At 68.3% G+C, this 23,310-nt stretch carries 29 protein-coding genes; 6 read left to right on the top strand and 23 right to left on the bottom strand.

Going from position 1 to position 23,310, the window contains the following annotated elements; translation table 11 throughout:
• The 4 genes from rlmKL to FKV24_RS14685 form a co-directional block, all read left to right on the top strand.
• Positions 1–1,298: bifunctional 23S rRNA (guanine(2069)-N(7))-methyltransferase RlmK/23S rRNA (guanine(2445)-N(2))-methyltransferase RlmL (gene rlmKL / locus FKV24_RS14700; protein ID WP_141482920.1), on the top strand; the 1,298-nt coding region annotated here is incomplete at its 5' end.
• A 21-nt stretch (positions 1,299–1,319) separates the two neighbouring features.
• Positions 1,320–1,946 (top strand): LysE family translocator, encoded by a 627-nt coding sequence (locus FKV24_RS14695; protein WP_141482919.1) that lies wholly within the window; start codon positions 1,320–1,322, stop codon positions 1,944–1,946.
• A 154-nt stretch (positions 1,947–2,100) separates the two neighbouring features.
• The gene (locus FKV24_RS14690; protein WP_111266860.1) at positions 2,101–2,964 is read left to right on the top strand and encodes a pirin family protein; all 864 of its coding nucleotides are present in this window, start codon (positions 2,101–2,103) and stop codon (positions 2,962–2,964) included.
• Entirely contained in the window at positions 2,964–3,287 is a 324-nt protein-coding gene (locus FKV24_RS14685; protein ID WP_211371880.1) for a DUF3861 domain-containing protein, read from the top strand. The genes FKV24_RS14690 and FKV24_RS14685 overlap by 1 nt, the downstream gene beginning before the upstream one ends.
• A 76-nt stretch (positions 3,288–3,363) precedes the next feature.
• Here the strand turns inward: FKV24_RS14685 and aqpZ are convergent, their stop codons facing one another.
• The 19 genes from aqpZ to FKV24_RS14590 all read right to left on the bottom strand — a co-directional run bounded on the left by aqpZ (position 3,364) and on the right by FKV24_RS14590 (position 15,493).
• The gene (gene aqpZ, locus FKV24_RS14680) at positions 3,364–4,098 is read right to left on the bottom strand and encodes an aquaporin Z (protein WP_141482918.1); all 735 of its coding nucleotides are present in this window, start codon (positions 4,096–4,098) and stop codon (positions 3,364–3,366) included.
• 301 nt (positions 4,099–4,399) lie between these two features.
• Entirely contained in the window at positions 4,400–4,876 is a 477-nt protein-coding gene (locus FKV24_RS14675) for a hypothetical protein (protein WP_141482917.1), read from the bottom strand.
• Positions 4,877–5,051: 175 nt separating this feature from the next.
• The gene (locus FKV24_RS14670) at positions 5,052–5,912 is read right to left on the bottom strand and encodes a pirin family protein (RefSeq protein ID WP_111266857.1); all 861 of its coding nucleotides are present in this window, start codon (positions 5,910–5,912) and stop codon (positions 5,052–5,054) included.
• 94 nt (positions 5,913–6,006) lie between these two features.
• Positions 6,007–6,552, bottom strand: coding sequence for a phosphoglycerate mutase family protein (locus FKV24_RS14665; RefSeq protein WP_141482916.1), 546 nt, complete (start codon positions 6,550–6,552; stop codon positions 6,007–6,009).
• A 13-nt stretch (positions 6,553–6,565) separates the two neighbouring features.
• Positions 6,566–6,928, bottom strand: a complete 363-nt coding sequence (locus tag FKV24_RS14660; RefSeq protein WP_141482915.1) for a hypothetical protein — start codon at positions 6,926–6,928, stop codon at positions 6,566–6,568.
• Positions 6,929–6,966: 38 nt separating this feature from the next.
• Positions 6,967–7,350, bottom strand: coding sequence for a hypothetical protein (locus FKV24_RS14655; RefSeq protein ID WP_141482914.1), 384 nt, complete (start codon positions 7,348–7,350; stop codon positions 6,967–6,969).
• An 80-nt stretch (positions 7,351–7,430) separates the two neighbouring features.
• On the bottom strand, positions 7,431–7,838 hold the full coding sequence (locus tag FKV24_RS14650) for a GFA family protein (protein ID WP_111266854.1): 408 nt from the start codon (positions 7,836–7,838) through the stop codon (positions 7,431–7,433).
• Positions 7,839–7,908: 70 nt separating this feature from the next.
• Positions 7,909–8,748 carry a nucleotidyltransferase domain-containing protein gene (locus tag FKV24_RS14645; RefSeq protein WP_141482921.1) on the bottom strand — a complete coding sequence of 280 codons (840 nt, stop codon included), beginning with the start codon at positions 8,746–8,748 and terminating at the stop codon, positions 7,909–7,911.
• Positions 8,749–9,220: 472 nt separating this feature from the next.
• Positions 9,221–9,607 carry a hypothetical protein gene (locus tag FKV24_RS14640; protein WP_111266852.1) on the bottom strand — a complete coding sequence of 129 codons (387 nt, stop codon included), beginning with the start codon at positions 9,605–9,607 and terminating at the stop codon, positions 9,221–9,223.
• 69 nt (positions 9,608–9,676) lie between these two features.
• Positions 9,677–10,006, bottom strand: a complete 330-nt coding sequence (locus FKV24_RS14635) for a hypothetical protein (RefSeq protein ID WP_141482913.1) — start codon at positions 10,004–10,006, stop codon at positions 9,677–9,679.
• Positions 10,007–10,168: 162 nt separating this feature from the next.
• Positions 10,169–10,504, bottom strand: a complete 336-nt coding sequence (locus tag FKV24_RS14630) for a low molecular weight protein tyrosine phosphatase family protein (protein ID WP_141482912.1) — start codon at positions 10,502–10,504, stop codon at positions 10,169–10,171.
• A 25-nt stretch (positions 10,505–10,529) separates the two neighbouring features.
• A complete protein-coding gene (locus FKV24_RS14625) occupies positions 10,530–11,261 on the bottom strand; it encodes an alpha/beta fold hydrolase (protein WP_141482911.1) in 732 nt (243 codons plus the stop codon).
• A gap of 75 nt (positions 11,262–11,336) precedes the next feature.
• Positions 11,337–11,768, bottom strand: coding sequence for a hypothetical protein (locus FKV24_RS14620; protein WP_141482910.1), 432 nt, complete (start codon positions 11,766–11,768; stop codon positions 11,337–11,339).
• Positions 11,769–12,182: 414 nt separating this feature from the next.
• Positions 12,183–12,557, bottom strand: coding sequence for a 5-carboxymethyl-2-hydroxymuconate Delta-isomerase (locus FKV24_RS14615; protein ID WP_141482909.1), 375 nt, complete (start codon positions 12,555–12,557; stop codon positions 12,183–12,185).
• Between the two features lie 116 nt (positions 12,558–12,673).
• A complete protein-coding gene (locus FKV24_RS14610) occupies positions 12,674–13,045 on the bottom strand; it encodes a hypothetical protein (protein WP_141482908.1) in 372 nt (123 codons plus the stop codon).
• Positions 13,046–13,136: 91 nt separating this feature from the next.
• Complete coding sequence (locus FKV24_RS14605; RefSeq protein ID WP_141482907.1) at positions 13,137–13,538, bottom strand: hypothetical protein; 402 nt, start codon at positions 13,536–13,538, stop codon at positions 13,137–13,139.
• A gap of 125 nt (positions 13,539–13,663) precedes the next feature.
• Entirely contained in the window at positions 13,664–13,975 is a 312-nt protein-coding gene (locus tag FKV24_RS14600) for a DUF3658 domain-containing protein (protein WP_141482906.1), read from the bottom strand.
• A gap of 66 nt (positions 13,976–14,041) precedes the next feature.
• The gene (locus FKV24_RS14595; protein WP_141482905.1) at positions 14,042–14,467 is read right to left on the bottom strand and encodes a hypothetical protein; all 426 of its coding nucleotides are present in this window, start codon (positions 14,465–14,467) and stop codon (positions 14,042–14,044) included.
• Positions 14,468–15,160: 693 nt separating this feature from the next.
• A complete protein-coding gene (locus tag FKV24_RS14590; RefSeq protein WP_111266843.1) occupies positions 15,161–15,493 on the bottom strand; it encodes a YegP family protein in 333 nt (110 codons plus the stop codon).
• Between the two features lie 330 nt (positions 15,494–15,823).
• Here FKV24_RS14590 and FKV24_RS14585 point away from each other — a divergent pair, with 330 nt between their 5' ends.
• Together FKV24_RS14585 and radA are read left to right on the top strand one after the other, a co-directional pair.
• Positions 15,824–17,101: a nucleotide sugar dehydrogenase gene (locus tag FKV24_RS14585; protein ID WP_111266842.1), complete on the top strand. Its 1,278-nt coding sequence runs from the start codon at positions 15,824–15,826 to the stop codon at positions 17,099–17,101.
• A gap of 184 nt (positions 17,102–17,285) precedes the next feature.
• A complete protein-coding gene (radA, locus tag FKV24_RS14580) occupies positions 17,286–18,719 on the top strand; it encodes a DNA repair protein RadA (RefSeq protein WP_141482904.1) in 1,434 nt (477 codons plus the stop codon).
• Positions 18,720–18,841: 122 nt separating this feature from the next.
• Here radA and FKV24_RS14575 read toward each other — a convergent pair whose 3' ends face one another.
• From FKV24_RS14575 to FKV24_RS14560, 4 genes are all read right to left on the bottom strand, one after another.
• Positions 18,842–19,705: an AraC family transcriptional regulator gene (locus FKV24_RS14575; protein WP_141482903.1), complete on the bottom strand. Its 864-nt coding sequence runs from the start codon at positions 19,703–19,705 to the stop codon at positions 18,842–18,844.
• Positions 19,706–19,795: 90 nt separating this feature from the next.
• Positions 19,796–21,379, bottom strand: a complete 1,584-nt coding sequence (locus tag FKV24_RS14570) for a DHA2 family efflux MFS transporter permease subunit (RefSeq protein WP_111266839.1) — start codon at positions 21,377–21,379, stop codon at positions 19,796–19,798.
• 9 nt (positions 21,380–21,388) lie between these two features.
• Positions 21,389–22,624 carry an HlyD/EmrA/EmrK family protein gene (locus tag FKV24_RS14565; RefSeq protein ID WP_141482902.1) on the bottom strand — a complete coding sequence of 412 codons (1,236 nt, stop codon included), beginning with the start codon at positions 22,622–22,624 and terminating at the stop codon, positions 21,389–21,391.
• A gap of 76 nt (positions 22,625–22,700) precedes the next feature.
• The coding region (locus FKV24_RS14560) for a TolC family protein (RefSeq protein WP_170288326.1) at positions 22,701–23,310 on the bottom strand (610 nt) is incomplete at its 5' end.

Here is a 23,310-nt window from a genome sequence, read left to right as displayed (position 1 = left end):
GGCAGGTGGCGGACGTGGCCACGCTGGAACCGGCGATGCTGCCGGCGGCCGACGCGCCCGGTCTGGTCGTCTGCAACCCACCCTACGATGCCCGCCTGGCCGCAGACCCGGCGCTGTACCGCGCGCTGGGCGATGCGCTCAAGCGCGCGGTGCCGGACTGGCGTGCCAGCCTGCTGTGCGGCGATGCCGAGCTGGCCCGCGCCACCGGCCTGCGCGCGGCCAAGGTCTACCCGGTCTTCAACGGCGCGATCGAATGCGCGCTGATCGCGGTCGATCCGATCCGTCCCGCGGCGCGCGCGGACGAGGGCCCTCGCGAGCTCAACGAAGGCGCGACGATGGTCGCCAACCGGCTGCGCAAGAACCTGCGCAAGCTGAAGGCCTGGCGCCGACAGGGCGGGATCGACTGCTTCCGCGTCTACGATGCCGACCTGCCCGAGTACGCCGCCGCGATCGATGTCTACATCGCCGCCGACGATCGGGACGCCGCGCCACGCACCTTCCTGCACGTGCAGGAATACGCCGCCCCGGCGAGCATCCCCGAGGCCGACCAGCGCCGTCGCCGCAACGAACTGCTGGCCGCCGCGCGCGAGGTGTTCGCGGTGCCGCGCGAGCAGTTGGCGATCAAGACCCGCGCGCGCGGCAAGGGCGGCAGCAAGTACGGCGCCTTCGACCAGCGCGGCGAGTTCGTCGAGGTGCGCGAGGGCGCGGCACGCTTGCGGGTCAACCTGTTCGACTACCTCGACACCGGTCTGTTCCTCGACCACCGGCCGATGCGCCAGCGCCTGCACGACGAGGCGCGCGGCAAGCGCTTCCTCAACCTGTTCGGCTACACCGGCGCCGCCACCGTGCAGGCGGCGGTCGGCGGCGCGGCCGCGACCACCACGGTCGACCTGTCGGCGACCTACCTGCAGTGGTGCGCCGACAATCTCGCCGCGAACCGGATCGGCGGCCGCGACCATGCCTTGGTCCAGGCCGACGTGATGGCGTGGCTGGCTGCCGACCGGGGCCGGTACGAGCTGGTGTTCTGCGATCCGCCGACCTTCTCCAACTCCAAGCGCGCCGACGACTTCGACGTGCAGGCGCGGCACGTCGAGCTGCTGCGGCTGGCGATCGCACGACTGGCGCCGGACGGGGTGCTGTACTTCTCCAACAACTTCCGCCGTTTCCGTCTCGATGAGGCGGCGGTGGCGGCATTCGCCGAATGCGAGGAGATCAGCGCGTCGACGATCCCGCCTGATTTCGAACGCAATCCGCGCATACACCGCTGTTGGCGACTGCGCCCGCGGCAGCCAGACTGAACCGCCGTACGGAGCACTCCCATGGATCTGTGGCAGGCCTTCCTGACCGTCACCGTCGTGCATCTGCTGGCCGCCGCCGCGCCGGGGCCGGACTTCGTGCTGGTTTCGCAGCAGTCGCTGGTCCACGGCCGCCGCGCCGGCGTGCTGTGCGCGCTGGGCATCGCGCTGGGGCTGTCGATCCACATCGTCTATTCGTCGCTGGGCGCGGCCTCGCTGGTCAGCCAGTCCAGCGTGTGGCTGACCGTCGCCAAGTACGCAGCGGCCGCCTACCTGATCTATCTGGGCATCCGCGGGCTGCGCAGCCGTCCGGCACCGCCGATGGAGGCGGCGCCGGCGCCCGAGCGCCGGCCGGCGCTGAAGCTGGTGGCGATGGGCTTCACCTGCAATGCGATCAACCCGAAGGCGCCGTTGTACTTCCTGTCGCTGTTCACCCTGGTGTTGTCGCCGCAGATGCCGGCGGTGCAACTGGTCCTGCTCGGTGTCTGGATGATGCTGGTGCAGTTCGGATGGTTCGCGACGGTGGCGTTGCTGCTGTCCAAGCCGGCGGTCCGGCGGCGCTTCCAGCGGGTCGGGCACTGGGTCGACCGCGCCCTGGGCACGCTGATGCTCGGCTTCGGGCTGCGCATCCTGTTCGCCCGCGGCAGCTGAAGCCGGGCGGCGGCGGCCGGTCCTGAACGCGGCGGGCGCGCAGTCATTGTTCCGGTATTGGAACTAATATCCGCATTGATGGGTGTTCCGTTTCGATAATGGCGGCGCATCCTGTGTCCAACGCCGATCCCGGCGCCCAGATGAGGACACTCCCATGACCACGACCGCTGCCGACCGCCGCAATGCCCGCGTCAACCGACTGGTGCGCGGTGAGGCGACCTCGGACGGTGCCGGCGTCCGCCTGACCCGGGTGATCGGCGGCCCGGCGCTGCCGGACCTGGATCCGTTCCTGCTGCTGGACGAGTTCGGTACCGACCGTCCCGAGGACTACCTGGCCGGCTTTCCGGACCACCCGCATCGCGGCTTCGAGACCGTGACCTACATGCTCGACGGCCGCATGCGGCACAAGGACAACCATGGCAACGAGGGCGTGCTGGTGCCCGGCGGCGTGCAGTGGATGACCGCCGGGCGCGGGCTGGTGCACTCGGAAATGCCCGAGCAGGACGAGGGCCGGATGCGCGGCTTCCAGCTGTGGGTGAACCTGCCGGCGAGCGCCAAGATGAGCGAGCCGAAGTATCAGGAGTTCGCTCCCGGGCGGATTCCGCAGGTCGAGCCGGCACCCGGGGTGTCGGTGAAGGTGATCGCCGGCGAGGTCGACGGCACCCGCGGGCCGATCGCGCAGCCGGCGACCGATCCGGTGTATCTGGACATCGCGCTGGAACCCGGTGCGGTCTGGAGCCACGACCTGCCCGAGGGGCACAACGCATTCGCGTATGCCTACGAGGGCGAGGCGACGGTCGGCGATGGCGAGGATGCGCGCGCGCTGCCGACGCAGACCCTGGCCGTGCTCGGCGGCGGCGAGCGCCTGCGCCTGGTTGCCGGCGCGACGCCGGCGCGGCTGATCCTGGTCGCAGGTCGCCCGTTGCGCGAGCCGGTCGCCCGTTACGGCCCGTTCGTGATGAACACCAAACAGGAGCTGATGCAGGCCTTTGTCGATTTCCAGGAGGGCCGGTTCTGATGGCCGTGCGCGAGCATCGTTACCGGATCACGGTCGAGCACCTGGCGGCACCGCGCGCGGATGCGACACTGCATCCGCCGCTGGTGTTCGAGGACGGCAATCATGACGACCTGTTCCGGATCGTCGGCCTGCAGCGCGCCGGCGGCCGCTTCGCCAGCGACGACGAGGCGGCCGCGTTCGCGGTCGGGCTGAAGCTGTTGAGCGAGGCGGTCCTGCGCAACCGCGACGATGCCCTGCTGCAATCGCTGAAGCCGGCGTTGGGCGATTTCATCCGCCGACTGAAGGCGGCGGCCGGGAGTGGCGGTCCCGGCGCGGTCGACTGAAGGCCGGCGCGGCGATCCACCGGAAACGACAAGGCCGCACCCGTGGGCGCGGCCTTGTCGATGCTTCCGGCAGGACTCAGTTGTCGCCGACCACGTCCGGCCGCTCCGGGCCCAGTGCCTTGTAGAGGAAGCCGCCGAGCAGGCCGCCGAGGATCGGCGCCAGCCAGAACAGCCACAACTGCGACAGTGCGCCTGAGCCTGCGAACAGCGCCACGCCGGTCGAGCGGGCCGGGTTCACCGAGGTGTTGGTCACCGGGATGCTGATCAGGTGGATCAGGGTCAGCGCCAGGCCGATCGCGATCGGGGCGAAACCCGCCGGTGCCCGGCTATGGGTCGCGCCCATGATCACGACCAGGAACATCGCCGTCATCACCACCTCGCACAGGAACGCCGCGGCGACGGTGTAGCCGCCCGGCGACAGTGGCCCGAAGCCGTTGCTGGCGAAGTTGCCGGCCGCCGACGGGTCGGGCGCGAAGGCCGCGGAGCCGCTGGCGATCTGCCAGAGGATGAAACCGGCGAACAGCCCGCCGAGCACCTGGGCGACGATGTAGGGCACCAGGTCGCGGGTCGGGAAGCGTCCGCCGGCCCACAGGCCGAAGCTCACCGCCGGATTGAAGTGCGCGCCGGAAATGTGCCCGAACGCGTAGGCGCCGGTCAGCACGGTCAGGCCGAATGCCAGCGATACGCCGAGCAGGCCGATGCCCAGGGGGTTGCCATCGCCCCCGAAATTGGCCGCCAGCACCGCACTGCCGCAGCCGCCCAGCACCAGCCAGAACGTGCCGATGAACTCCGCACCGAGTCGTTTGATCATGGACTTTCTCCCCGAAAGTAGAGGTGGTCGGCCAGTGCCGCGCACTGCCGGACAGCGGCCACTGCCGACGCTAGATCAAAGGCCGTGCATGCGTGTTCCAAATTGGTTAAACGGTGTGCGGCGGCGGTTTGCGCTCACAAGGGGCGCTCGTTGGCGCGCGCACGCGCCTGTGCCGGGCCCGGACCGGGGCTCGGCCGATGCGATCCCGACGCATTGCGTCCGTCGTGGTGGCGGCCGGTCGCGGCGCCTCCATCACGAGGCGCCGCTCCGGTCACGCTGATCCCGGCCCGGGGCCGCCCGCTCAGTTGCTGCTCAACTGCCGCTGCTGTGGATCGAATCGCAGGGTCGAGGTCTGCTGGTAGGACTCCTGCAATTGCTGCTCGTCCCGGGCCTGGACCCAGATGTGGGCGACGCGGTTCTTGCCCACCTCGAGCAGGGTCTCGCGGGCGATCACGTCCGGCTTGCCGGCCAGTTCGCTGCGATACCAGACCACCTGATGCCCGTCGATCCTCCCGTCCTCGGCCCTGTTCGAGCGCTTGGGCTCGAACGCCGGGTCCTTGGAGATGTACATGCCGAAGGCCTCGCTGCCGTCATCGCGCATGGCGCGGCAGAAGTCGGCGTCTCCCATGCCCTGGTATTCCCAGGTCAGCCCGGTATCGGCCGGAAGTTCCGGACACCCTCCCTGGACATCCTGTGCGTGCGCATCCGTGATCGAGAGCAGGCCCAGCAAGGGCAGGCTCAGCACGCAGAACGTCTTGCAACGTGTCCCCATCTTCATGAAACCCCCTGGTTACCGCATGACTCCGGTCTGTGTGTGTTCCGGTATGGGCGTGTCGGCCACGCGTGACCGACGTCACGACCATAATGCAGTCGAGGGGGTCTTGACAAATCATGAACAAATCCAAATGCGCGATTCGCGTCACGATTCCGGAAATGATCCGGCCGGTGGCCGATCAATGGTCGGGCAGGGGGATGAACTCGTCGTCGCCCTCGATCTTGCCGAACCGGCCTTCCAGCCAGTCCTGCTTGGCCTGTTCGATCCGCTCCTTCGAGCTGGAGACGAAGTTCCACCACAGGTGGCGACGGCCATCCAGCGGCTCGCCGCCCAGCAGCATCGCCTTGAGCGGGGTCTTCGCGCGCAGGCGGGCACGGCGGCCGGGGTCGAGCACGATCAGGTGCTTTTCCGGGATGTCGGCGCCGTCGAGCTGGGCATCGCCCTCCAGCACGTAGAGCGCGCGTTCGGCATGGCGATCGTCCAGCGCCAGTTCGGCATCGGCATCGAGGTCGATCGCGACGTACAGGGTGTCGGCGAAGACCTTCACCGGCGCCTCCTCGCCGAAGCCGCGACCGGCGACCACGCGCAGCCAGCTGCCGTCGCGGCGCTGCTGGGGCAGGGTCGCGGCGGGGTGGTGGTGGAAGGACGGGGCGGTTTCCTCGTCGGCCAGCGGCAGCGCGACCCAGGTCTGCATGCCGTGCAGCGGGTGGCTGCCCTCGCGCAGCGCCGCCGGAGTGCGCTCGGAATGGGCGATGCCGCGGCCGGCGGTCATCCAGTTGACGTCGCCGGGGTTGATGTCCTGCACGCTGCCGAGGGTGTCGCGATGGTTGATCGTGCCCGACCACAGGAAGGTCACCGTCGCCAGCCCGATATGCGGATGCGGGCGCACGTCGATGCCGCGGCCGGGCTCGAACAGGGCCGGCCCCATGTGGTCGACGAACACGAACGGGCCGACGCTGCGGGCCTGCAGGGTGGGGACGGCGCGGCGGACCTGGAAGCCGCCGAGGTCGTGGGTGCGGGGGGCGATGATCGTGGTCATGGTCGGGCTTCGCGATTCGGAGGCCGTCAGCTTGGCACCGCTGGCGTGAAGGCGGGCGCCGAGGATCGCGACACAGCGTTGCAGGCGCAGGGCCTCAGGGCAGCGGGATGTCGCTCAGGCGGACGCGACCGTCGCCATCGATGTCGATGAGGTAACGGTGGTCGTACTCGTCCTCGCCCATCGCTGCGACCTCGCAGGCGCACAGGGCGGCGGCGATCGCGGGCGCGGTATTGCTGTGCCCGACCACCAGCACCGTGCCGCGCGGATGCGCGTCGCGCAGTGCGTCGACCAGTGTCGGCGCCGGCTGTCGCGGGTCGTACTCGGTGATCTGCAGGCCATGCATGTGCGCGGTCGGCAACGCAGTGTCGCGGGTGCGGCGATAAGGGGTCGCGTAGACCGCCACCACCGGATCCTCGGCGAGCGAGGCGGCCAGCCGCGCCGCGCGCTGGCGGCCGGCGTCGGTGAGGCTGGGGTCGGAGGCGGCCGCCGTGCCCGTCTGCTTCTCGGCATGGCGGACGACGACGAAGCGCGAAGCCGGGGCGGTGGTTCCGGGGCCGCGAGGTGTGGGTACGCCGGCGCAGGCGACAGCCGCCAGGGCCAGGAGGGCGGCGCAGCCGCGTCGGAATGCGGAACTTCTCATGGGGGCATCGGCCTCAGTCCGTTCGCTTGGCGGCCGCCAGCGCGATGGCGGCGGAGATCATCAACACCGCGGCGACCGCGAAGGCCGGGTGCCCGGCCAGGAATCCCGGCGTGTCCATCGGCGCCAGGCTGTCCGGGCCGTGGCCGGAGAAGCGGTGCAGCAGGAGCGACACGCACAGCAGCGGCAGCGCCAGGACATTGGCGATCGTGCCGGCGCGAAGCAGCCCGAGGCGCGATGGGCGCCGGCCCGGAGCATGCGCAGGACGGCCGGAGCGGTTCCCGCGCTCGCGCCTCAGCAGGCAGGCGATGGCGATCGCCAGTCCGATGGCGGCCGATGCGATGGCCAGCAACAGGGTCGCGGAGTGGAGCAGGTCCATGGCGCCGATCATCGGCCGCCGGGCCGGCGCTTGTCATCTCAGCGCGCAGGCGGCGCGACGTGCACGGGCTGGACGCCACCGTCGTGGTCCGGCACTGCATCCGCCTGCAGCGTGGGGTCGTCGATCTCGATCACCGCATAGCGCTCGCGGGCGCCACGCGCGACCCGGCAGCTCACGGTGACGTCGTCGCTGTGGACGCGCAGCCGACCTTCCACATACAGCACGTTGCCGCGGTCGCGATACGAAGCGGCCCATTGATAGGGCGTCATTCCCAGTCCGATATAGCGGGCCTCGGCTTCCTGCCTGCACCACGGCACCAGTTCGCTGGCCTGGTGGAAAACCCGTTCGTCGTCGTGAGCGAGCGCGGCGGGCGCCGGCAGCAGCAGGGCCGCGAGCAGGGCTGGGATTGGCAAGCGTCTCATCGTCGACCTCCATGTGATTCCAGGACATCGGCAATCTAACCGAATCGCCGCGCTTGCCGGCGCCGGACCGCCGCCGTCGTTCAGGCTGGGTAGGCGTCCAGTCGCGGGGCACCGTCGATGCGATCTTCCCAGTCCGCCCGGCTGGCCATGAACAGGTGGGCATCGGGCGTATTGGGGAGCGCAGTGTCGAGGCTGCCGGCCGGTACCACCAGCAGGGTGCCGTCGCCCTGGAGGCTGGGCAGGGCAGAACCGCAGGTCGAACAGAACGCCCGGCCGTGCCGGGTCGAGGGTAGGTTGAAGAACCTCACCCGCTCCTCGCCGCAGCGCCACTTCAATGTCGCCTGCGAGGAGAACAGGTTGGCGGCGTGCGCCGAGCCGGTGTCCTTGCGGCAGTGCTGGCAGTGGCAGAGGTAGAAGCGTTCGAAGTCGCCGATCACCTCGTAGCGCACAGCGCCGCAAAGGCATGAGCCGACGTGGGTCTGGGGCATCCGGGCAGTCCTCCTTGATCGTGGGTCTTGGCCGCGTTTCGCGGTTGCTCGCCGTTTCCGCGGATCCCAATCAATAACAGTTCGATACGCGCCTTGCATCTGCAGGCGATTCGTCCGCGCCGATGCTGCCGTACTCGGCGAGGGCCTGATGGAAAAGGCGGTTCAACACAGCGGTGATGTCCGGCGTCTCGGGCTTGGGTGGGACATCGCCAGGGCCGCCCTCCAGCTCGGCTTCGATGAAGGCGTTGAGCAAGGGCACGGCCGGTGCCAGTCCCAGTTCCGGAGCGTTCCGCTTCTGTTCGAGCAGGTGCCGGATCTCGGCCAGTACCTCGGGCTCGTTCCGAAGCAGCGTGAGCAGGGTCTCGAACTCGATCGGCGCAGCGCCGGCGTTCGCCATGATCCAGCGTGCCGCCAGCAAGGGGCGCAGTACGTAGAAGTACTTCTTCAGGCGCACCATGGGCTCGCGCAGGTATCCGCGATAGTTGGTCTTGGCCATGCTCCGGTAGTGGTAGATGCCTTTCGTCGGCGTGTAGACATGCGGCAGCGCCTCCAGTGCGCTCTGGCGGAACCGGCCCCGGTCAAGATAGGTGATCGGAGACTGTATCCATTCGACGAATGCCGGGTTGGACTTCCAGAACAGGCGCAGCGCCTTTCTGAGGTCCCAACCGTTGAGATCGATCTCGTCGACGATCGGGTACTCGATGACGTCGCGACGTTCCTCCAGATCGACCGCCTGATACCAGCCGGGTTCGCGCATGTAGATGAAGCGGACGTCGTAGTCGCTGTTGGGCGAGGCGAAGCCCCAGGCGCGGCTGCCGGACTCGATCGCGAGCAGTATTCGCACGCCATGCTCGGCTTCGGCGCGGCGCAGGCGCAACAGGATTTCGGAGCGCACGTCTTCGGGGATCATAGGTTCGTTCATGTGGGAGGCTGCCGTACGAGGCTGGGTCGAGGTGACGAGCCGAGGAGTGTCCATGTGCGGTGGGGGTGCGTCCAGCCTGGAGTCAGCTACCGATTACCGCCGGGCGACGGACGATGTGTGCGTGGTGAGCGCGATTGGGGTGGCTGTACTGAGCACCCGGCTTGCCGGGGCGGCGCCTGGCTGCCATCAGCCATCGGCGAAGGAGCCAGCAGCCAACTGCAATCAGACGCGCAGGCCGATGGCGGCGGGCCAGCCAGAATGCACGTGGACGGCCGTGCCGGAAGCGGTTGGCACGATCGCTCACCCGTCGACCAGTTCATTGCAGTCGACGGGTGAGGTTTGTTGCCGGTGTCTCAGTCGCTGCCGGATCTGGCTCAATGGCGGAGCCTCGTTTGCCGGGACAGGATGCGTTGGGGCGGCGGAGGGGCGACATGTTGTTCGCCATGAGCGGCTGCGGCAATCATGGCCCGGACATCCCGTCCCCGATCAATGCCGCTCCGGCGACGATGGCGGCGACGACCAGCAGCGCGATCAGCAATCTGCGTCGGGCTGCGCGTATTCCTGCCGCATCGATGCTGCGAAGCGCGAACATCGATCCGAGCACACGGCCGCAGATCCATATGCCGACCGGGAACAGAAGCAGGGCCCACCATGACCTGAGGACCAGGGCCACGACGATCGATCCCCAGAACAGCACCTCCCAGGACAGGGCATTCAGCCATTGCGACCATGCGGACGCGTACGAGCGCGTGCCGCATTTCGGGCAGACCGCCGGCGAGATCGGTGTGGCGTTCATTTTCGCCAGCGTGCCGATGGTGTCGCGATCGCAGTTCGGGCATCGGTGCATTGTGGAAGCTCTCGTTCTGTGCGCTGCTCGGTGTCGTGTCGGAACACTGACGACTGTGGAGCGCCGCGCTTATTCGCCCGGGAATACCTCGGCCTCGTGGGAGCGTCTGTCGACAACCACGAGGAAGTGGCGACCGTACCCACCGTCCTGTGGATGGGCACGATACAGAAAGTGCCAAGTCTGGCGATCATCGCTGACCGGGTCGCCGAACGTATCCAGTTCGTAGTTGGCCAGGTCATAGCCGTATTGCCGTGCGGCTGTCCGGCTGATCTCCAGCCCTTGGCTTCTGTCGAGGAGGGTGGCTCGATTGAGGGTGTCCGGAGCATCCCGGGGGCAGGCGGGCAACGACAGCAGAGTCGCCGTCACTGTTACGAGCCAGATGGGTCGTACGAGCGGCATCGTTCACGACTTCCATGGGACGGACCGGTCTTTCGATCATAGCTTGTGCCCCGGCTCGGGGGCTTCGTGCACTTCATGGATGGGAGCGGGGCGATTTCGGCTGCAATGGCCATGCGCGTGGGGTCTCGCCGGCTTCGGTACCTGTCCCCGGGATGCTCCACCTCAGCGTCGCGGGACCGGAAGAAAACGGGGCACCTTCCGCTGAAGCAGTTGGATCAACACCGGGTCCATGTAGTCGTAGTCGTCGGGGATGTCCAGGCAGATCAGTCGTTTGCCGTTGAGGTGGGCGCGGAACTTTCTGCGCAGCTTGTTGAGATGACTCTTTTCCATCACGAACACGAGGTCGGCGCGCGCCAGCAGTTCGGGCGACACCGGGGTGTCGGCGCCGTTGCCGATCCCGGCCGACGCGGTCTCGATGCCGGGCCAGTCGGCGAACACCTGCTCGGCGGTGGGGCTGCGAAGCCGGTTCTGCGCGCAGATGAAGAGTACGTGGTGCACCGGGCGGGTTCCCTGTCGGATGTGTTCAGTCGGCGGCCGGGGCCGCCGGGTGTGCATCGGGTGCGACCAGGCCCAGCGCAAAGTCGGCGACGGCTTGGGCGCACGCTGCGGTCGCGGTCTGCAGCAGCAGGTGGGGTCCCTCGATCACCCGCGTGCGGCTATCGCCCCATTGTTCCGTGAGCTGCCGGCCGGCGGAGCGGGTGAGAAGCCGGTCGCGACCGCCGATCAGATTGAGCACCGGCAACGCCATATCGCGCAACGACGGTGTTGCGTCGACACGCAGCGCGGCGATGGCGCGGGCGCGCAGGGTTGCCGGCGCGACCTGGCACAGGGCGTCGCGCAGGACCGCCCGCAGGGAGGGCGTCGTCCAGCGACCGAGCAGCCACCAGGACAACAGGGGCATGGGCGGCCGGCCCGGTGCGAAGCGGACCAGTCCGGTCAGGGATTTCGGCACCAGCACCGGCGAGCGGGCGAAGGTGGTCGAGAGCACCAGTCCGACGAGGTTGGGCGGCGGTACGGCGGCCAGCCGGATCGCGAGCGGCCCGGAGAACGACTCGCCCAGCAGGATGAAGGGCCTGGATGCGGGTAGCTGCGGCCGCACCAGGGCTTCGAGTTCGCGATAGCCCAGCGGCCGATCGGGCGGATAGGCCATCACGGTCGCGGCCAGGCCGAGCTGCTCGAGGCTGGCCCGGAATGCCTCCAGCAGTCTGCCGGTGCCGTCCATTCCGGGCAGGATGATGATCTGCGGCCTGATCACGTCATCGCGTCCAGGGGGGACGCGCGTTGCGCGCCCTTTGCGATATGACCTCCCGCAGGCCGCTCACTGGATCGCTCAAGAGCCGTTGCCGGCCTCGGCTTCGTCGTGCGGCCACTGCGGCATCCTGCGAATCCGGTCGCGGTGAACCCGGAACCGGGTGGCGACCTCGTTGCACGTCTCCACGTTCGCGCCGCACAACATGGACACCCCGAGCTTGTGGCCGGTACTGCTCATGTAGGGCCTTGTCTTGATGATCGTCGGGTGCGCGGGATTTAGATGAGTGGTGATCGACCAGCTGGAGAGTCCATCCCGCTCTGAGATCGAGATCCAGCCGTGCGACTGTCTGACGAATGCACCCCGCTGATTGAGCAGTACCTTGAGCGCCTCCTCAGGCGAAGCGTATTCGATCTCGATGGTGGACTCGTCCCCGAGCCACTGGGCATGACAAAGCGGGCTCATCAGCAGTCCCGTTGCCAACAGTAGTGTTCTCAGTTCCATCTGCTTCACGAGTCTCGCTGTATTGATGACCGGGCGTGCGTGTGCGTGCACTTCGTCCGGACGCCTTCTCATGCGGACGACAGGTATGGATAGGATATATGAAGATCGCCAGTGCGATCGCGGTGGCCCAGAATACCAGTCCGACCCAGGCGCAGGCGTTGTCGCTGGGTTCCGAGTGGGGCCGGAAAAGCTTGATCAGGGCGTAGCCGACACCCTTGATCGCCAGCTCGAAGATGATTTCAAGTGCGACGCGTGAGATGACGCGCAGTGCGCCCTTGAGCATATCGCCTGCAATGTCTTCCAGTGGCATGCAGCGGGTCTCCGGACAGGGACGGCCAGTCGTCGGTATCGCGATGGCCCCGGGCCGTCGTCCGCGACGCCTTGCCGGGTCGTTGGTGTTCGCCGAGGGCCCGTCGCGTCAGGTCAGGTTGATGGGGTGCCGGGTTCGTGGATCGTTTTCGAGTATGAGGCACGATCGATATCCGAAACCTCGGCACAGAGCTGTATGCCCGGGCAGTCGGACCGGCAGATGCAGCGCAGCGCCTCCAGCAGGGCTTCGGACAGTGCTTTCTTGATCTCAGGGGCGCGTCCGTCCAGGATCGCCAGCCTGGCGTGAACGAACCCTCGACCGGCGGTTTGCGTGCCAACCGCGAAGGTTCCGATCGGGACCGCGCGGCTCTTGATGTCGGCTTCCCTGAACTGCCCGGACGCCATCAGCGCTTCGTTGAGTGTACGCAGCGCCGATACGGTGCCGATGCCCTGCACGTTGTCGGTGTATTCGATGGTCAGATGGGGCATGAGGCAGGGGGCCGTGGCGATGGAGGCGGGAGGCTGCGATCATTGCAGCTCGCGCGCCGGAAGGGCGAGGTCGTCGTCGCAGTGACGAGGGCGGTGCGAGCACGGGCAGGGATTGCCTACCACTCCCGCCACGGCTCGGTGATGTCCTCGCCAGCTCCCACACCGGACGCGGCCGCCGCCTGGATGATCAGTTCGCAGATCAACTCGCGCTGGTCGGTTTCGATCAGGCCGTGGTCGCAACTTTCGTTGAGGGCATTGAACGCCAGGACGGCCTCCTTGACCGCAGCCATCACGGCATCGCTGTCGTTGGCATGGGCCGAAGCGACCTTCGCCAGGAAGACGTTCAGAATCGTCTCGCATCGGACGATGTCCGTTTCGGCATAGCCCGGGTCGCCGCCGTCGCTGGAAACATCGTGCATGTACGTACGCATTCCATCGAGCAGCTCCAGCTTGATCTGGGGCAGGTCTGCCTGGACTTCCGGTTCCATTCTTGCTTCCTGTGGGTGTTGCCTGGGTGTGTCCGCATGCCAGACGTCCGGCTCGGAACGCCCCTCGGGTGATCCGTGGCCACGTGCGCCATCAGCGCATGTCGGGATGATGGCGAAGGTACTCGCGATTGATTTCGGTTAGCGGCGCGAGCGTCATGATGAGATTTCTCGCCATGTCGCGAATCGGCTCCCAGGCCGGGTGCCGCATGGCGGCCAGGTTCACCGCCCGGCCCGAGCCGGCCGGCATGTCGTTGACGGGGATGGGGCGCACGGCGGCGAGGAGTTCGAGCACCGCGGACTCCTGTGGTGCACTGAAGAATCCGGTGCCCATCAGGTAGTGGCCTGCCAGTGCATCGTCCCGCATCTCCCAGGCGGTATTGAAGTCGCCCATCAATTCGCACTGCGTCTCGGGGGCGGCCGCGAGCGCTTCGAGCGTATGGAGGAAGGTCCGGTAGGTGATGTGTCGTGCTTCTTCTTCGGAACTGGGGAGCATGTCGGTTGCGGGAGTGTTCAATGTGCGTTGCCGGCTGGATGGCCGATGCGGGTGCAGGCTCGGTGGCGGCGCGGTAAGGGGCCTTGGGTGTCGCAGGGGTGTCGCGACGATCATCGTGTTTGAGTTCAGTCGCTTCGGAGCTGTTCCGAAAGCCACACTTCGCAGTAGCGCATCCGGGAGAGGTTACCCCGAGCTTCCAGTACGCCCTTTGCGATGAGTTGACGGACGCGTTCAGCGTAGTAGACATCGGGGATGCCGCGAGCACGGGCCGGGCCGGTCATTGCGTGGGCAACGAGGAAGGCAAGCTTGCGCCAGTCGGCGGAGGCTGCCGCCAGCAGGGCGGCATCGATGGCCCTGATCCGGGCTTCGCTCAGTGCTGCGATCAGCTCCAGTTCTTGCGCGTCGGGAAGGCGATCCTCATCCGAGTCGATTGTCATCGCGACCAGTCTGATCCGTTAAAGACGGGCGCCGGTCCAGTTCCGAAGGGCGCCCGTCGTGCTGTTCTACGGGCCTTGATCCAGACCGCAGGTGGCCGCAAACGTCGCCTCCAGGTCAGGGACGAACTCGTTGTCGGGTGGAATGCGGGCCTGCCAGGCGCGCTCCAGCAACCTGCGGAACAGCGCCTCGTCCGTCAGCGAGCGGACCAGCGAGTCGCCGAACAGGGAGACGGAGCCGGTCTCCGGGGTCATCGGAACCTCCGATTGCGGGCTGGAGTTGCGTTGCAGCAGATCGGCGACCTCGGCGAAGTCGAAGGTGCCCGGCTCGATGTCGATCGTGTGGGGGAGGGCGGCAAAGGCGATCGTGCCGCCGCCGCTTTCGCGCACATTCACGCGGCAGTGGCCATGCGGGAAGTCGACCGATACCACGTCGCCGGCGACGTCTCCGCCGGAGGCGAGCATCAGTGATAGCAGCAGCGATGGTACGTCCATGTGCGGATTCATCCCGATTGGAGACCGCCGAGGCGGGGTATGGCGGAGATTGGCAGCGGTGAGCTTCCGGCGACAGGATACCTCCGTATCGCCCGGACATGATGGCGTCGGGCAAGCCAGACGGATTTCGCCGGGGCGGCGACGCTAGCCCGTGATCCTGATTGTCACACTTCTGACACCAAGGTCATGGCGGCTATCTGTGAGGAAGCCTTTCAGGTAGGCGAGGTCCTGAGACAGCACGAACTCGATTCGTGGCGATAGCCGTAGCCATCGCAGTAGCGCATGCCGCTGGGACTGGAGCTTCCCGATGGCATGGAGCAGGAGCGAACACGCTAGTTGCCGATGCCTCTGCGTCTCCGGGGCTGAGTCGAGCGGTGTGTACATCCTATCTGTGGGTGAAGCAGCGCTACTGTCCGTCCCGATGGAGGTGATCGTGTCGTCGTCGTTTACGGTAAGACAGGGGGGAAGCACAAGCTCCTGTCCGTGGCGAGATCCCGGATTTCGAGCCGTTTCCGCGTGAGCCGGATTCTGAAGCTGGGCGCGAACATACGATTCCTTGTATTGGTGGGATAGCCGGCAAGGAGGGCGTGTTGGCTCACCCATCAGGCGCGCCGGCCACGCCGCATCGAAAAAGCCCGCCGGTGGCGGGCTTTCCAGCTGAAGCGGGCGTCGGGCCGTGGCCCGCGACGCCGCTCAGGTGTTGTCTTCGATATCGGTGGTGGTGCCGTTGTTCTTCACCGACTCGATGCCGGCATCGCGCGAGGCGGCGCTGGCGTACATCTGGCTCTGGCCGATGACCTGGTGGTTGCCGGCCTTGAGGGTGAAGTAGTGCTTGCCATTGCTGGACTCGGCCCTCTCGTAGCGGTCGTCGTCGCCGCAGTTCTTCTGCACCGAGGCAATACCGTTCTTGGCCGAGTCCTTGGACTCGTACATCTCGCTGCTCAGGATGATCTCGCCGTTGCCGGCCTTGAGGTTGAAGTGGAACTGGCCGTTCGTGGCCTTCTTGAGTTCGAACTTGCCTGCCATCGGGCTTCTCCTGGTTTCTTCTCGGTTCTGGCGGATGTGCGTCGGCGGATGCGGGTCACCTGCCGGCGGGGGCCGGCGCGGTCCCTCGCTGCCATAACGGCGCGGGGCGCCACTTGTGAACGGATACCGGGCCGTCAAGCCGGGCCCGCGACCGATCCGGTCCGAGTCTGGTCCGCCGATGTTTCACTTGCAACCCGGCGGCGATCGCCTGGTGGCCTCCGAGCCGGTTGCCAGCGCCATCGCTATGCGGCGAAGTGCGTCCTGGTCCGGGTTCGGCCAGGGGCGAATCGCGATAGAGTGAGCGCCAGTTTTGGAGGGGTACGGGCCTGCATGCAGTCGATCGAGGATGTCCGTCTGGCCGTGGTCGGGCTGGGTTACGTGGGGTTGCCGCTGGCGGTGGCGTTCGGCCGTCATTTCGATACCGTCGGCTACGACATCGATCAGCGCCGCGTCGGGGAGTTGAAGCAGGGCCGCGACCGCACGCTGGAAACCTCGGCGGAGGAGATCGCGGCCGCGGGGCGTCTGTCGTTCGCCTCCGCACCGGCCGATATCGCCGGCTGCAATGTCTACATCGTCACCGTGCCGACCCCGGTCGATGAGGCGAACCGACCGGCGCTGGATGCGGTCGAGGCCGCCAGCCGCATGGTGGGCGGGATGCTGAAGCGCGGCGATACGGTCATCTACGAGTCGACCGTCTATCCGGGCACCACCGAGGAGGTCTGCGTGCCGATCCTGGAGCAGGCGTCGGGTCTGCGCTTCAACGAGGACTTCTTCTGCGGCTACAGCCCCGAACGCATCAATCCCGGCGACCGCCAGCGCCGGCTGGAGACGATCACCAAGGTCACCTCGGGTTCGACCGCCGAGGCCGCGGATTTCGTCGACCGCCTGTACGCGAGGATCATCGAGGCCGGCACCCACCGCGCGCCGAGCATCAAGGTGGCCGAGGCCGCCAAGGTCATCGAGAACACCCAGCGCGACGTCAATATCGCTCTGGTCAACGAGCTGGCGATGATCTTCAACATGATGGGGGTCGATACCCGCGACGTGCTCGATGCGGCGGGAACCAAGTGGAACTTCCTGCCGTTCACGCCAGGCCTGGTCGGTGGCCACTGCATCGGCGTCGATCCGTACTACCTGACCCACAAGGCGACCGTGCTCGGCTACCACCCCGAGCTGATCCTGACCGCGCGGCGGATCAACAGCCGGATGGGGCTGCACGTGGCCCATCAGGTGTTGAGGCTGATGGCCGGCAAGCGCATCCACGTGGTCGATTCCAGGATCCTGGTGCTGGGCCTGACCTTCAAGGAGGATTGCCCGGACCTGCGCAACACCCGGGTCGGCGAGATCATCCGCGAACTGCAGGCCTCGCATGCGCATGTCGACGTGTACGATCCGCTCGCCGATGCGGACGAGGCGCAGGCCGAGCTCGGCATCCGCCTGATCGATGCGCCGCGGGCCGGCGACTACGACGCGGTGATCCTCGCCGTGCCGCACCGTGCGTTCGTCGAGGGTGGGATCGGGACGGTGCGCGGTTACGGCAAGCCCGGCTGCGTGGTCTACGACGTGAAGTCGGTGCTGGGCGCGGAGGGCGTCGACGGCCGGCTGTAGGGCGGATATCGGCGGTGTCGTCCGTCGCAAGGGCGCCGTTGCCGGTCTCACGGCCTGCGACCGGGCCCGGGTACAGTACCCGTCTGTGGCCGTCGCATTCCGGGGGCGCTCCGTGGCCGGGATGACCGCGGAGGCGCTTCGATCCGCGCGGTCGGTTTCCATCGCCTGACCCGGTGCACCCTGAATGGCCATCAGCCCGTCCAAACCCGCCCGATCCTCCAAGTCGAAGGCCCGCACGGCCTATGTCTGCGCCGAGTGCGGTGCCGATCACAACAAGTGGCAGGGGCAGTGCGCCGAGTGCGGGGCCTGGAACTCGCTCAGCGAATTCGTCGTCGAGCCGGCGGCGACGGCCGCCAAGGGCGCGGCCTCGCGGCGCAGCGGCTGGGCCGGCAAGGTCGATCCGCCGAAGGTCACCGCGCTCAAGGACGTGACCCATACCGAGGCCGAGCGGGTCTCCACCGGCATCGGCGAGCTCGACCGCGTGCTTGGCGGCGGTCTGGTCCACGGCGCGGTGGTGCTGGTCGGCGGCGATCCGGGCATCGGCAAGTCGACCCTGTTGTTGCAGGCGGTCGCGAAGATGGCCGGCGAGCTGCCTTCGCCGGACTTCACCAGTCTGTACGTGACCGGCGAGGAGTCGCTGGCCCAGGTCGCCGGCCGCGGCGCGCGACTGGGGCTGCCGCTGGATGGCGTGCATGCGCTGGCCGAGACCGGGATCGAGAAGATCCTCGAGCAGGCCGCCGAGATGCGCCCGCGGCTGATCGTCGCCGACTCGGTGCAGACCTTGTGGACCGAGTCGCTGGGGGCCGCGCCGGGCTCGGTCAGCCAGGTACGCGAGAGCGCCGCGCGATTGGTCCGCTACGCCAAGGAGACCGGCACCGCGGTGTTCCTGGTCGGCCACGTGACCAAGGAGGGTGGCATCGCCGGGCCGCGCGTGCTCGAACACATGGTCGACGCGGTGTTGTATTTCGAAGGCGAGAGCGGCAGCCGGTTCCGGGTACTGCGCGCGTTCAAGAACCGTTTCGGCGCGGTCAACGAGCTGGGCGTGTTCGCGATGGGCGACAAGGGCCTGCGCGAAGTGCCCAACCCCTCGGCGATCTTCCTGTCCGGCAGTCGCGAGCCGCAGCCGGGCAGTTGCGTGATGGTGACCCGCGAGGGGACCCGTCCGCTGCTGGTCGAGGTGCAGGCGCTGGTCGACTCATCGCCGCTGTCGAATCCGCGCCGGGTCGCGGTCGGCATGGAGGGCAACCGTCTGGCGATGTTGCTGGCGGTGCTGCACCGGCACGGCGGCGTGGGTGTCGGCGACCAGGACGTGTTCGTCAACGTGGTCGGCGGCATCCGCGTGCAGGAGACCGCGGCCGATCTGCCGGTGCTGCTGTCGGTGCTGTCCAGCCTGCGCGACGCGCCGCTGGCCGAACGCACGATCGCCTTCGGAGAGGTCGGCCTGTCGGGCGAGATCCGCCCGGTGCCCAATGGCGAGGAGCGGCTGAAGGAGGCCGCGACCCACGGCTTCAAGCGCGCGATCGTGCCCAAGGCCAACGCACCACGTTCCGGGTACGTCGGCGAGATGCAGGTGGTCGCGGTGGAGCGCCTGGCCGATGCGGTGGACGCCGCCATCTGATCGGCTCCCTGGCCGGGCGGCGGTGCCCCGGAGCCCGGTTCGATGATGCGACAGGCCGGGCGAGCCCGGCCCCTTGAGTTCGCGAATCGCCCGTTCCGGCGGCGATGGTGCGAAGCGCTGTTTCACTTCAGCGGCACGCAGATCGCGGTCCTCCACTCGGCGGGCGGCAGCGCTTGCGGGTCGTTGAGGTATTCCTCGAACACCGGTGTGTCGGCGGCCTCCTCGCCGCTGGCCGGCAACCATTCGCCGAACAGCCAACGATACGGGCGCTCCAGCTCGGCGTAGGGGCCAGTGTGGACCAGCACCGCATGGCGGCCGCCGGCGATCGTGGCCGTGCGCACGTCGCCGTCCACCGTCTGCTCCTGCGCCACTTCGATGCAGGCATCGGCGACCAGTTCGCCGGCGGGCTTGCTCTCCGGATCGTCGTAGTAGATGCCGAAGCTGCGCTGTTGACCGGGGCGCATGCCCTGGCCGGCGGCCCAGGCGGCGAGCCGGCCGAAGGCGCCGCCGATCTGGTGATAGGGACCGACGTGCCGCAGCGCGGCGACATGGCGGGATGGCAGGGTTTCGATCCGGACCTCGTACATGATGGCGTCCTCGGGACTGGCGTGATCGGGACAGGACGGCGCCTGGATGGCGTGGTCCTGGCGGCGACGGAACGCCCCCGGCGGCATGCCGTAGGCCTGCGCGAACGCGCGGTTGAACGCCGCGCCGCTGCCGTAGCCGCAGCGGTAGGCGATCGTCTCCAGCGTGTGGCGGCCGTGCACGAGTTCGACCGCGGCCCGGTGCAGGCGCATCCGGCGCAGGGTGTCGGCCACGGTCTCGCCCATCAGTCCACGGTAGATGCGGTGGAAGTGGAACGGCGAGAAGTGGCCGATCGCGGCGAGCTGCTCCAGGGTCAGCGGCTGGTCGAGGTGGTCGGCCAGGTGCGCGACCACCTTTTCCACGCGGCTCGCATAGCTGCGCCGTGTCGCGGGTCGGTTCATGCGTGTCTCCGTCGTTTCCGCCCGATCATCCTGCCGGGACCGGATTGATGGAGGTTGCTAAGTATCGGACCGCGGCGCAATCGCGGCGGCTCAGTGCCCGCCGGATGCGGCGCCGCCGACCTTGGCCGCGAACGGCGGCCGCGCGAACCACACGAAGACGATCACCAGCAGGAACAGGATGCCGAGCAGGTGGAAGATCTCGTTGAAGCCGATCTGCATCGCCTGTTGCGAGATCATCTGGTTCAGCGCCATGGCCCCGCGCTGCGGATCGCCTTGCCCCAGCGTGCTCACGGTCTGCTGGATTGCCGGGTCGGCGGCCTGGATGTGTTCGGTCAGGCGCGCATGGTGGATGGTGCCGCGCTGGTTCCAGGCCCAGGTGGTCAGCGAGGCGGCGAAGCTGCCGCCGAGCGTGCGCACGAAGGTGGCCAGGCCGGAGCCGGCGGCGATCTCGTGCGGTTCCAGGTCCGACAGCAGGATCGTCAGCACCGGCATGAAGAACAGCGCCACGCCCAGGCCCTGGATCAGCTGCACCATGGCGACCCGCTGGAAGTCGACGTCGAGGTTGAAGCCGGCGCGGATGAAGCTGGTGAAGGCCATCGCGATGAAGGCGAAGGTCGCCAGCCAGCGCAGGTCGAAGCGGGTCGCGTACTTGCCGACCAGCGGGGTCAGCAGCACCGGCAGGATGCCGATCGGCGCGGTCGCGAAGCCGGCCCAGATCGCGGTGTAGCCGAGATTGCGCTGCAGCCACAGCGGCACCAGCAGGCCGACGGCGAAGAATGCCGAGTAGGCCAGCACCATCGCGATCGTGCCGCTGGTGAAGTTGCGGTGGCGGAACAGGCGCAGGTCGACGATCGGGTCCTTCTCGGTCAGTTCCCAGATCACGAACACCGCCAGCGCGATCACCGCGACGATGGTCAGCCACACGATCAGGGTGGAGTTGAACCAGTCCTCGTCGTTGCCCAGGTCGAGCATGATCTGCAGCGCACCGACGCCCAGCACCAGGGTGGCCAGGCCGATGTAGTCCATCTTCGGCTTTTCCAGGCGTTCCGGACGGCCCTTGAGCTGGCGGCCGACGACGATGCTGGAGAAGATGCCGATCGGCACGTTGATGAAGAAGATCCATTCCCAGCTGTAGTTGTCGGTGATCCAGCCGCCGAGGATCGGTCCGGCGATCGGCGCGACCACGGTGACCATCGCCAGCAGCGCGATCGCCTGGCCGCGCTTGTGCGGCGGGTAGATCGAGATCAGCAGCGCCTGGGTGACCGGGTACATCGGGCCGGCGACGAAGCCCTGCAGCGCACGCGCGCCGACCAGGAACTCCATGCTGCCGGCCAGGCCGCACAGCAGCGAGGCGATCACGAACGCCAGCGTCGCCCAGGTGAACAGCTTGCGCTCGCCGAAGCGGCGGGTCATGAAGCCGGTCAGCGGCAGCGCGATCGCGTTGCTGACCGCGAACGAGGTGATCACCCAGGTCGCCTGGTTGGCGCTGGCGCCGAGATTGCCGGAGATGGTCGGCAGCGAGACGTTGGCGATCGTGGTGTCGAGCACCTGCATGAACGAAGCCAGTGCCAGACCGATCGTGGTCAGCGCCTGGTTCGGCGGCGCGAACGCCTTGGGCGGCGCGGGCGTGGCCGGCAGCCCGTAGCTCTCTTCCTGTTCGACGAGGCTGGACATGGAATTCGATCAGCCCTTGTCGCGGGTGCCGTCGTCGCGACGCGCGCCGGCCGGCAGGTTGTCCTCGATCACCGACTGGATCAGCGCATCGGCCTCGGCCAGTTGCTGGGCGTAGCTGTCGGTCGACAGCACCGGTTCCTCGGCCTGGTCCGGGGCGGCGCCCGGGTCCAGCACCGCGCCGTCCTGATCATGGATGTCGACGTCGACATGGGTGCTCAGGCCCAGTCGCAGCGGGTGCTCGGCCAGCTGGGCGGCGTCGATCTCGATGCGCACCGGTACCCGCTGGACGATCTTGATCCAGTTGCCGCTGGCGTTCTGCGCCGGCAGCAGCGAGAACGCGCTGCCGGTGCCCATGCCGAGGCTGGCGATGCGGCCGTCGTACTCGACGTCGCCGCCGTACAGGTCGGCGTGGACCTTGACCGGCTGGCCGATGCGCATGCCGTCCAGCTGGGTTTCCTTGAAGTTGGCCTCGATCCAGACCTTGTCCAGCGGCACCACGGTCATCAGCGGGGTGCCCGGCTGCACGCGCTGGCCCAGCTGCACGCTGCGCCGGGCGGTGTAGCCGTCGATCGGTGCGAGGATCGCCGAGCGCTGCTTGTCGAGCCAGGCGCGACGCAACTGCGCGGCGGCGGCCTGGACCTGCGGCTGGCTGGCGACCTCGGTGGCGTCGACCAGGGCGCGGTTGCGCGCCAGTTCGCCGTGCGAGGCCGACAACGCCGCCTCGGCGGCGGCGAGCTGGTCGCGGGCGTGGGCGAGTTCCTCGCTGGAAACCGCGCCGCTGGCGACCAGGCCCTGACGGCGGCGGACATCGGCGCGGGCCTTGTCGACCGCGACCTGGCGGGCCTTGAGATCGGCCTGGCCGGCATCGACCGCGCTGTACAGACCGCGCACCTGGCGCACGGTGCCGGCGAGGTTGGCCAGCGCCGCCTGGTAGGCGACATCGGCATCGTTGGGGTCGAGCTGGACCAGCACCTGGCCAGCGGCGACCTTCATGCCCTCGTCGGCGTTGATGCCGATCACCGTGCCGGCGGTCTGCGGGGTGATGCTGACCACGTCGCCCTGGACGTAGGCGTCCTCGGTGCTCTGGTGCCAGCGGGCGACCAGCAGGTACCAGGCGGCCCAGGCGGCGCCGGCGATCAGCGCGGTGGCGGCGAGCGCGGCCAGTGCCTTGCGGCGCCTGCCATTGCCCGACCGTGTGGGAGCGGACGGAGCGGTCGTGGCGGTGGGATTGGGTTCGGTCGTCATGGCGGGGGCCTTGTCGTTCGATGTTGCCTGCCGGCACCGGGCCGGCAGCGGGGAAGAGGTCGTGGAGGCGCCGGCTTCAGTCGGCGGTGGTTGCCAGCGGCGTGTCCGGCGACTGCAGTGCCAGGCCGCCGCCCAGGGCGGTGTCCAGGTCGACGCCGGCGATCAGCCGCTGTGCGCGCAGCGCGGCCCGCAGCTGGTCCAGTTGCAGCAGCGGCTGCTGTGCGGCGAGCACGTCGAGCTGGGTGCCGATGCCGGCCCGGTAGCGGTCCACCGCGATGCGCCAGGCATCGTCGGCGGCGTCGCGGGCGATGGTCGCGGCGGCGATCCGGGCGTCCAGCGAACGCGCGCCCTGGAGGGCATCGGCGACCTCGCGCAGGCTGGCGACCAGGCGTTCGTTGTAGCCGGCGACGGCGAGGTCGTAGTCGGCGTCGCTGGCATCGAGCTGGCTGCGCAGACGGCCGCCGTCGAAGATCGGCAGGCTGATCGCGGGGCCGCCCTGGACCAGCGCGGCGTCGCTGTCGAACAGGTCCGACAGGCCCGCCGAGGCCAGCCCGACCATCGCCGAGAGGTTCACGGTCGGATAGAACGCGGCGCGGCTGGCGTCGATGCCGTGGCGGGCGGCTTCGACCCGCCAGCGCGCCGCGACCACGTCGGGGCGGTGGCCGAGCAACTCGCTGGGCAGCACG

The organism is Marilutibacter maris (assembly GCF_006546735.2).
Classification (GTDB): domain Bacteria; phylum Pseudomonadota; class Gammaproteobacteria; order Xanthomonadales; family Xanthomonadaceae; genus Marilutibacter; species Marilutibacter maris.
This window is presented reverse-complemented; position numbering and strand designations above follow the sequence as displayed.

What these genes read in the sequence shown, in the direction of transcription:
- FKV24_RS14600 (WP_141482906.1), bottom strand. Translation starts at nt 13,975, where the DNA reads ATGACAATCGACTCGGATGAGGATCGCCTTCCCGACGCGCAAGAACTG.
- FKV24_RS14660 (WP_141482915.1), bottom strand. Translation starts at nt 6,928, where the DNA reads ATGGACCTGCTCCACTCCGCGACCCTGTTGCTGGCCATCGCATCGGCC.
- FKV24_RS14570 (WP_111266839.1), bottom strand. Translation starts at nt 21,379, where the DNA reads ATGTCCAGCCTCGTCGAACAGGAAGAGAGCTACGGGCTGCCGGCCACG.
- FKV24_RS14685 (WP_211371880.1), top strand. Translation starts at nt 2,964, where the DNA reads ATGGCCGTGCGCGAGCATCGTTACCGGATCACGGTCGAGCACCTGGCG.
- FKV24_RS14565 (WP_141482902.1), bottom strand. Translation starts at nt 22,624, where the DNA reads ATGACGACCGAACCCAATCCCACCGCCACGACCGCTCCGTCCGCTCCC.
- FKV24_RS14670 (WP_111266857.1), bottom strand. Translation starts at nt 5,912, where the DNA reads ATGACCACGATCATCGCCCCCCGCACCCACGACCTCGGCGGCTTCCAG.
- aqpZ (WP_141482918.1), bottom strand. Translation starts at nt 4,098, where the DNA reads ATGATCAAACGACTCGGTGCGGAGTTCATCGGCACGTTCTGGCTGGTG.
- FKV24_RS14615 (WP_141482909.1), bottom strand. Translation starts at nt 12,557, where the DNA reads ATGCCCCATCTGACCATCGAATACACCGACAACGTGCAGGGCATCGGC.
- FKV24_RS14585 (WP_111266842.1), top strand. Translation starts at nt 15,824, where the DNA reads ATGCAGTCGATCGAGGATGTCCGTCTGGCCGTGGTCGGGCTGGGTTAC.
- FKV24_RS14640 (WP_111266852.1), bottom strand. Translation starts at nt 9,607, where the DNA reads ATGCACCGATGCCCGAACTGCGATCGCGACACCATCGGCACGCTGGCG.
- FKV24_RS14610 (WP_141482908.1), bottom strand. Translation starts at nt 13,045, where the DNA reads ATGGAACCGGAAGTCCAGGCAGACCTGCCCCAGATCAAGCTGGAGCTG.
- FKV24_RS14605 (WP_141482907.1), bottom strand. Translation starts at nt 13,538, where the DNA reads ATGCTCCCCAGTTCCGAAGAAGAAGCACGACACATCACCTACCGGACC.
- FKV24_RS14695 (WP_141482919.1), top strand. Translation starts at nt 1,320, where the DNA reads ATGGATCTGTGGCAGGCCTTCCTGACCGTCACCGTCGTGCATCTGCTG.
- FKV24_RS14595 (WP_141482905.1), bottom strand. Translation starts at nt 14,467, where the DNA reads ATGGACGTACCATCGCTGCTGCTATCACTGATGCTCGCCTCCGGCGGA.
- FKV24_RS14690 (WP_111266860.1), top strand. Translation starts at nt 2,101, where the DNA reads ATGACCACGACCGCTGCCGACCGCCGCAATGCCCGCGTCAACCGACTG.
- FKV24_RS14675 (WP_141482917.1), bottom strand. Translation starts at nt 4,876, where the DNA reads ATGAAGATGGGGACACGTTGCAAGACGTTCTGCGTGCTGAGCCTGCCC.
- FKV24_RS14650 (WP_111266854.1), bottom strand. Translation starts at nt 7,838, where the DNA reads ATGCCCCAGACCCACGTCGGCTCATGCCTTTGCGGCGCTGTGCGCTAC.
- FKV24_RS14665 (WP_141482916.1), bottom strand. Translation starts at nt 6,552, where the DNA reads ATGAGAAGTTCCGCATTCCGACGCGGCTGCGCCGCCCTCCTGGCCCTG.
- FKV24_RS14590 (WP_111266843.1), bottom strand. Translation starts at nt 15,493, where the DNA reads ATGGCAGGCAAGTTCGAACTCAAGAAGGCCACGAACGGCCAGTTCCAC.
- FKV24_RS14655 (WP_141482914.1), bottom strand. Translation starts at nt 7,350, where the DNA reads ATGAGACGCTTGCCAATCCCAGCCCTGCTCGCGGCCCTGCTGCTGCCG.
- radA (WP_141482904.1), top strand. Translation starts at nt 17,286, where the DNA reads ATGGCCATCAGCCCGTCCAAACCCGCCCGATCCTCCAAGTCGAAGGCC.
- FKV24_RS14635 (WP_141482913.1), bottom strand. Translation starts at nt 10,006, where the DNA reads ATGCCGCTCGTACGACCCATCTGGCTCGTAACAGTGACGGCGACTCTG.
- FKV24_RS14575 (WP_141482903.1), bottom strand. Translation starts at nt 19,705, where the DNA reads ATGAACCGACCCGCGACACGGCGCAGCTATGCGAGCCGCGTGGAAAAG.
- FKV24_RS14645 (WP_141482921.1), bottom strand. Translation starts at nt 8,748, where the DNA reads ATGATCCCCGAAGACGTGCGCTCCGAAATCCTGTTGCGCCTGCGCCGC.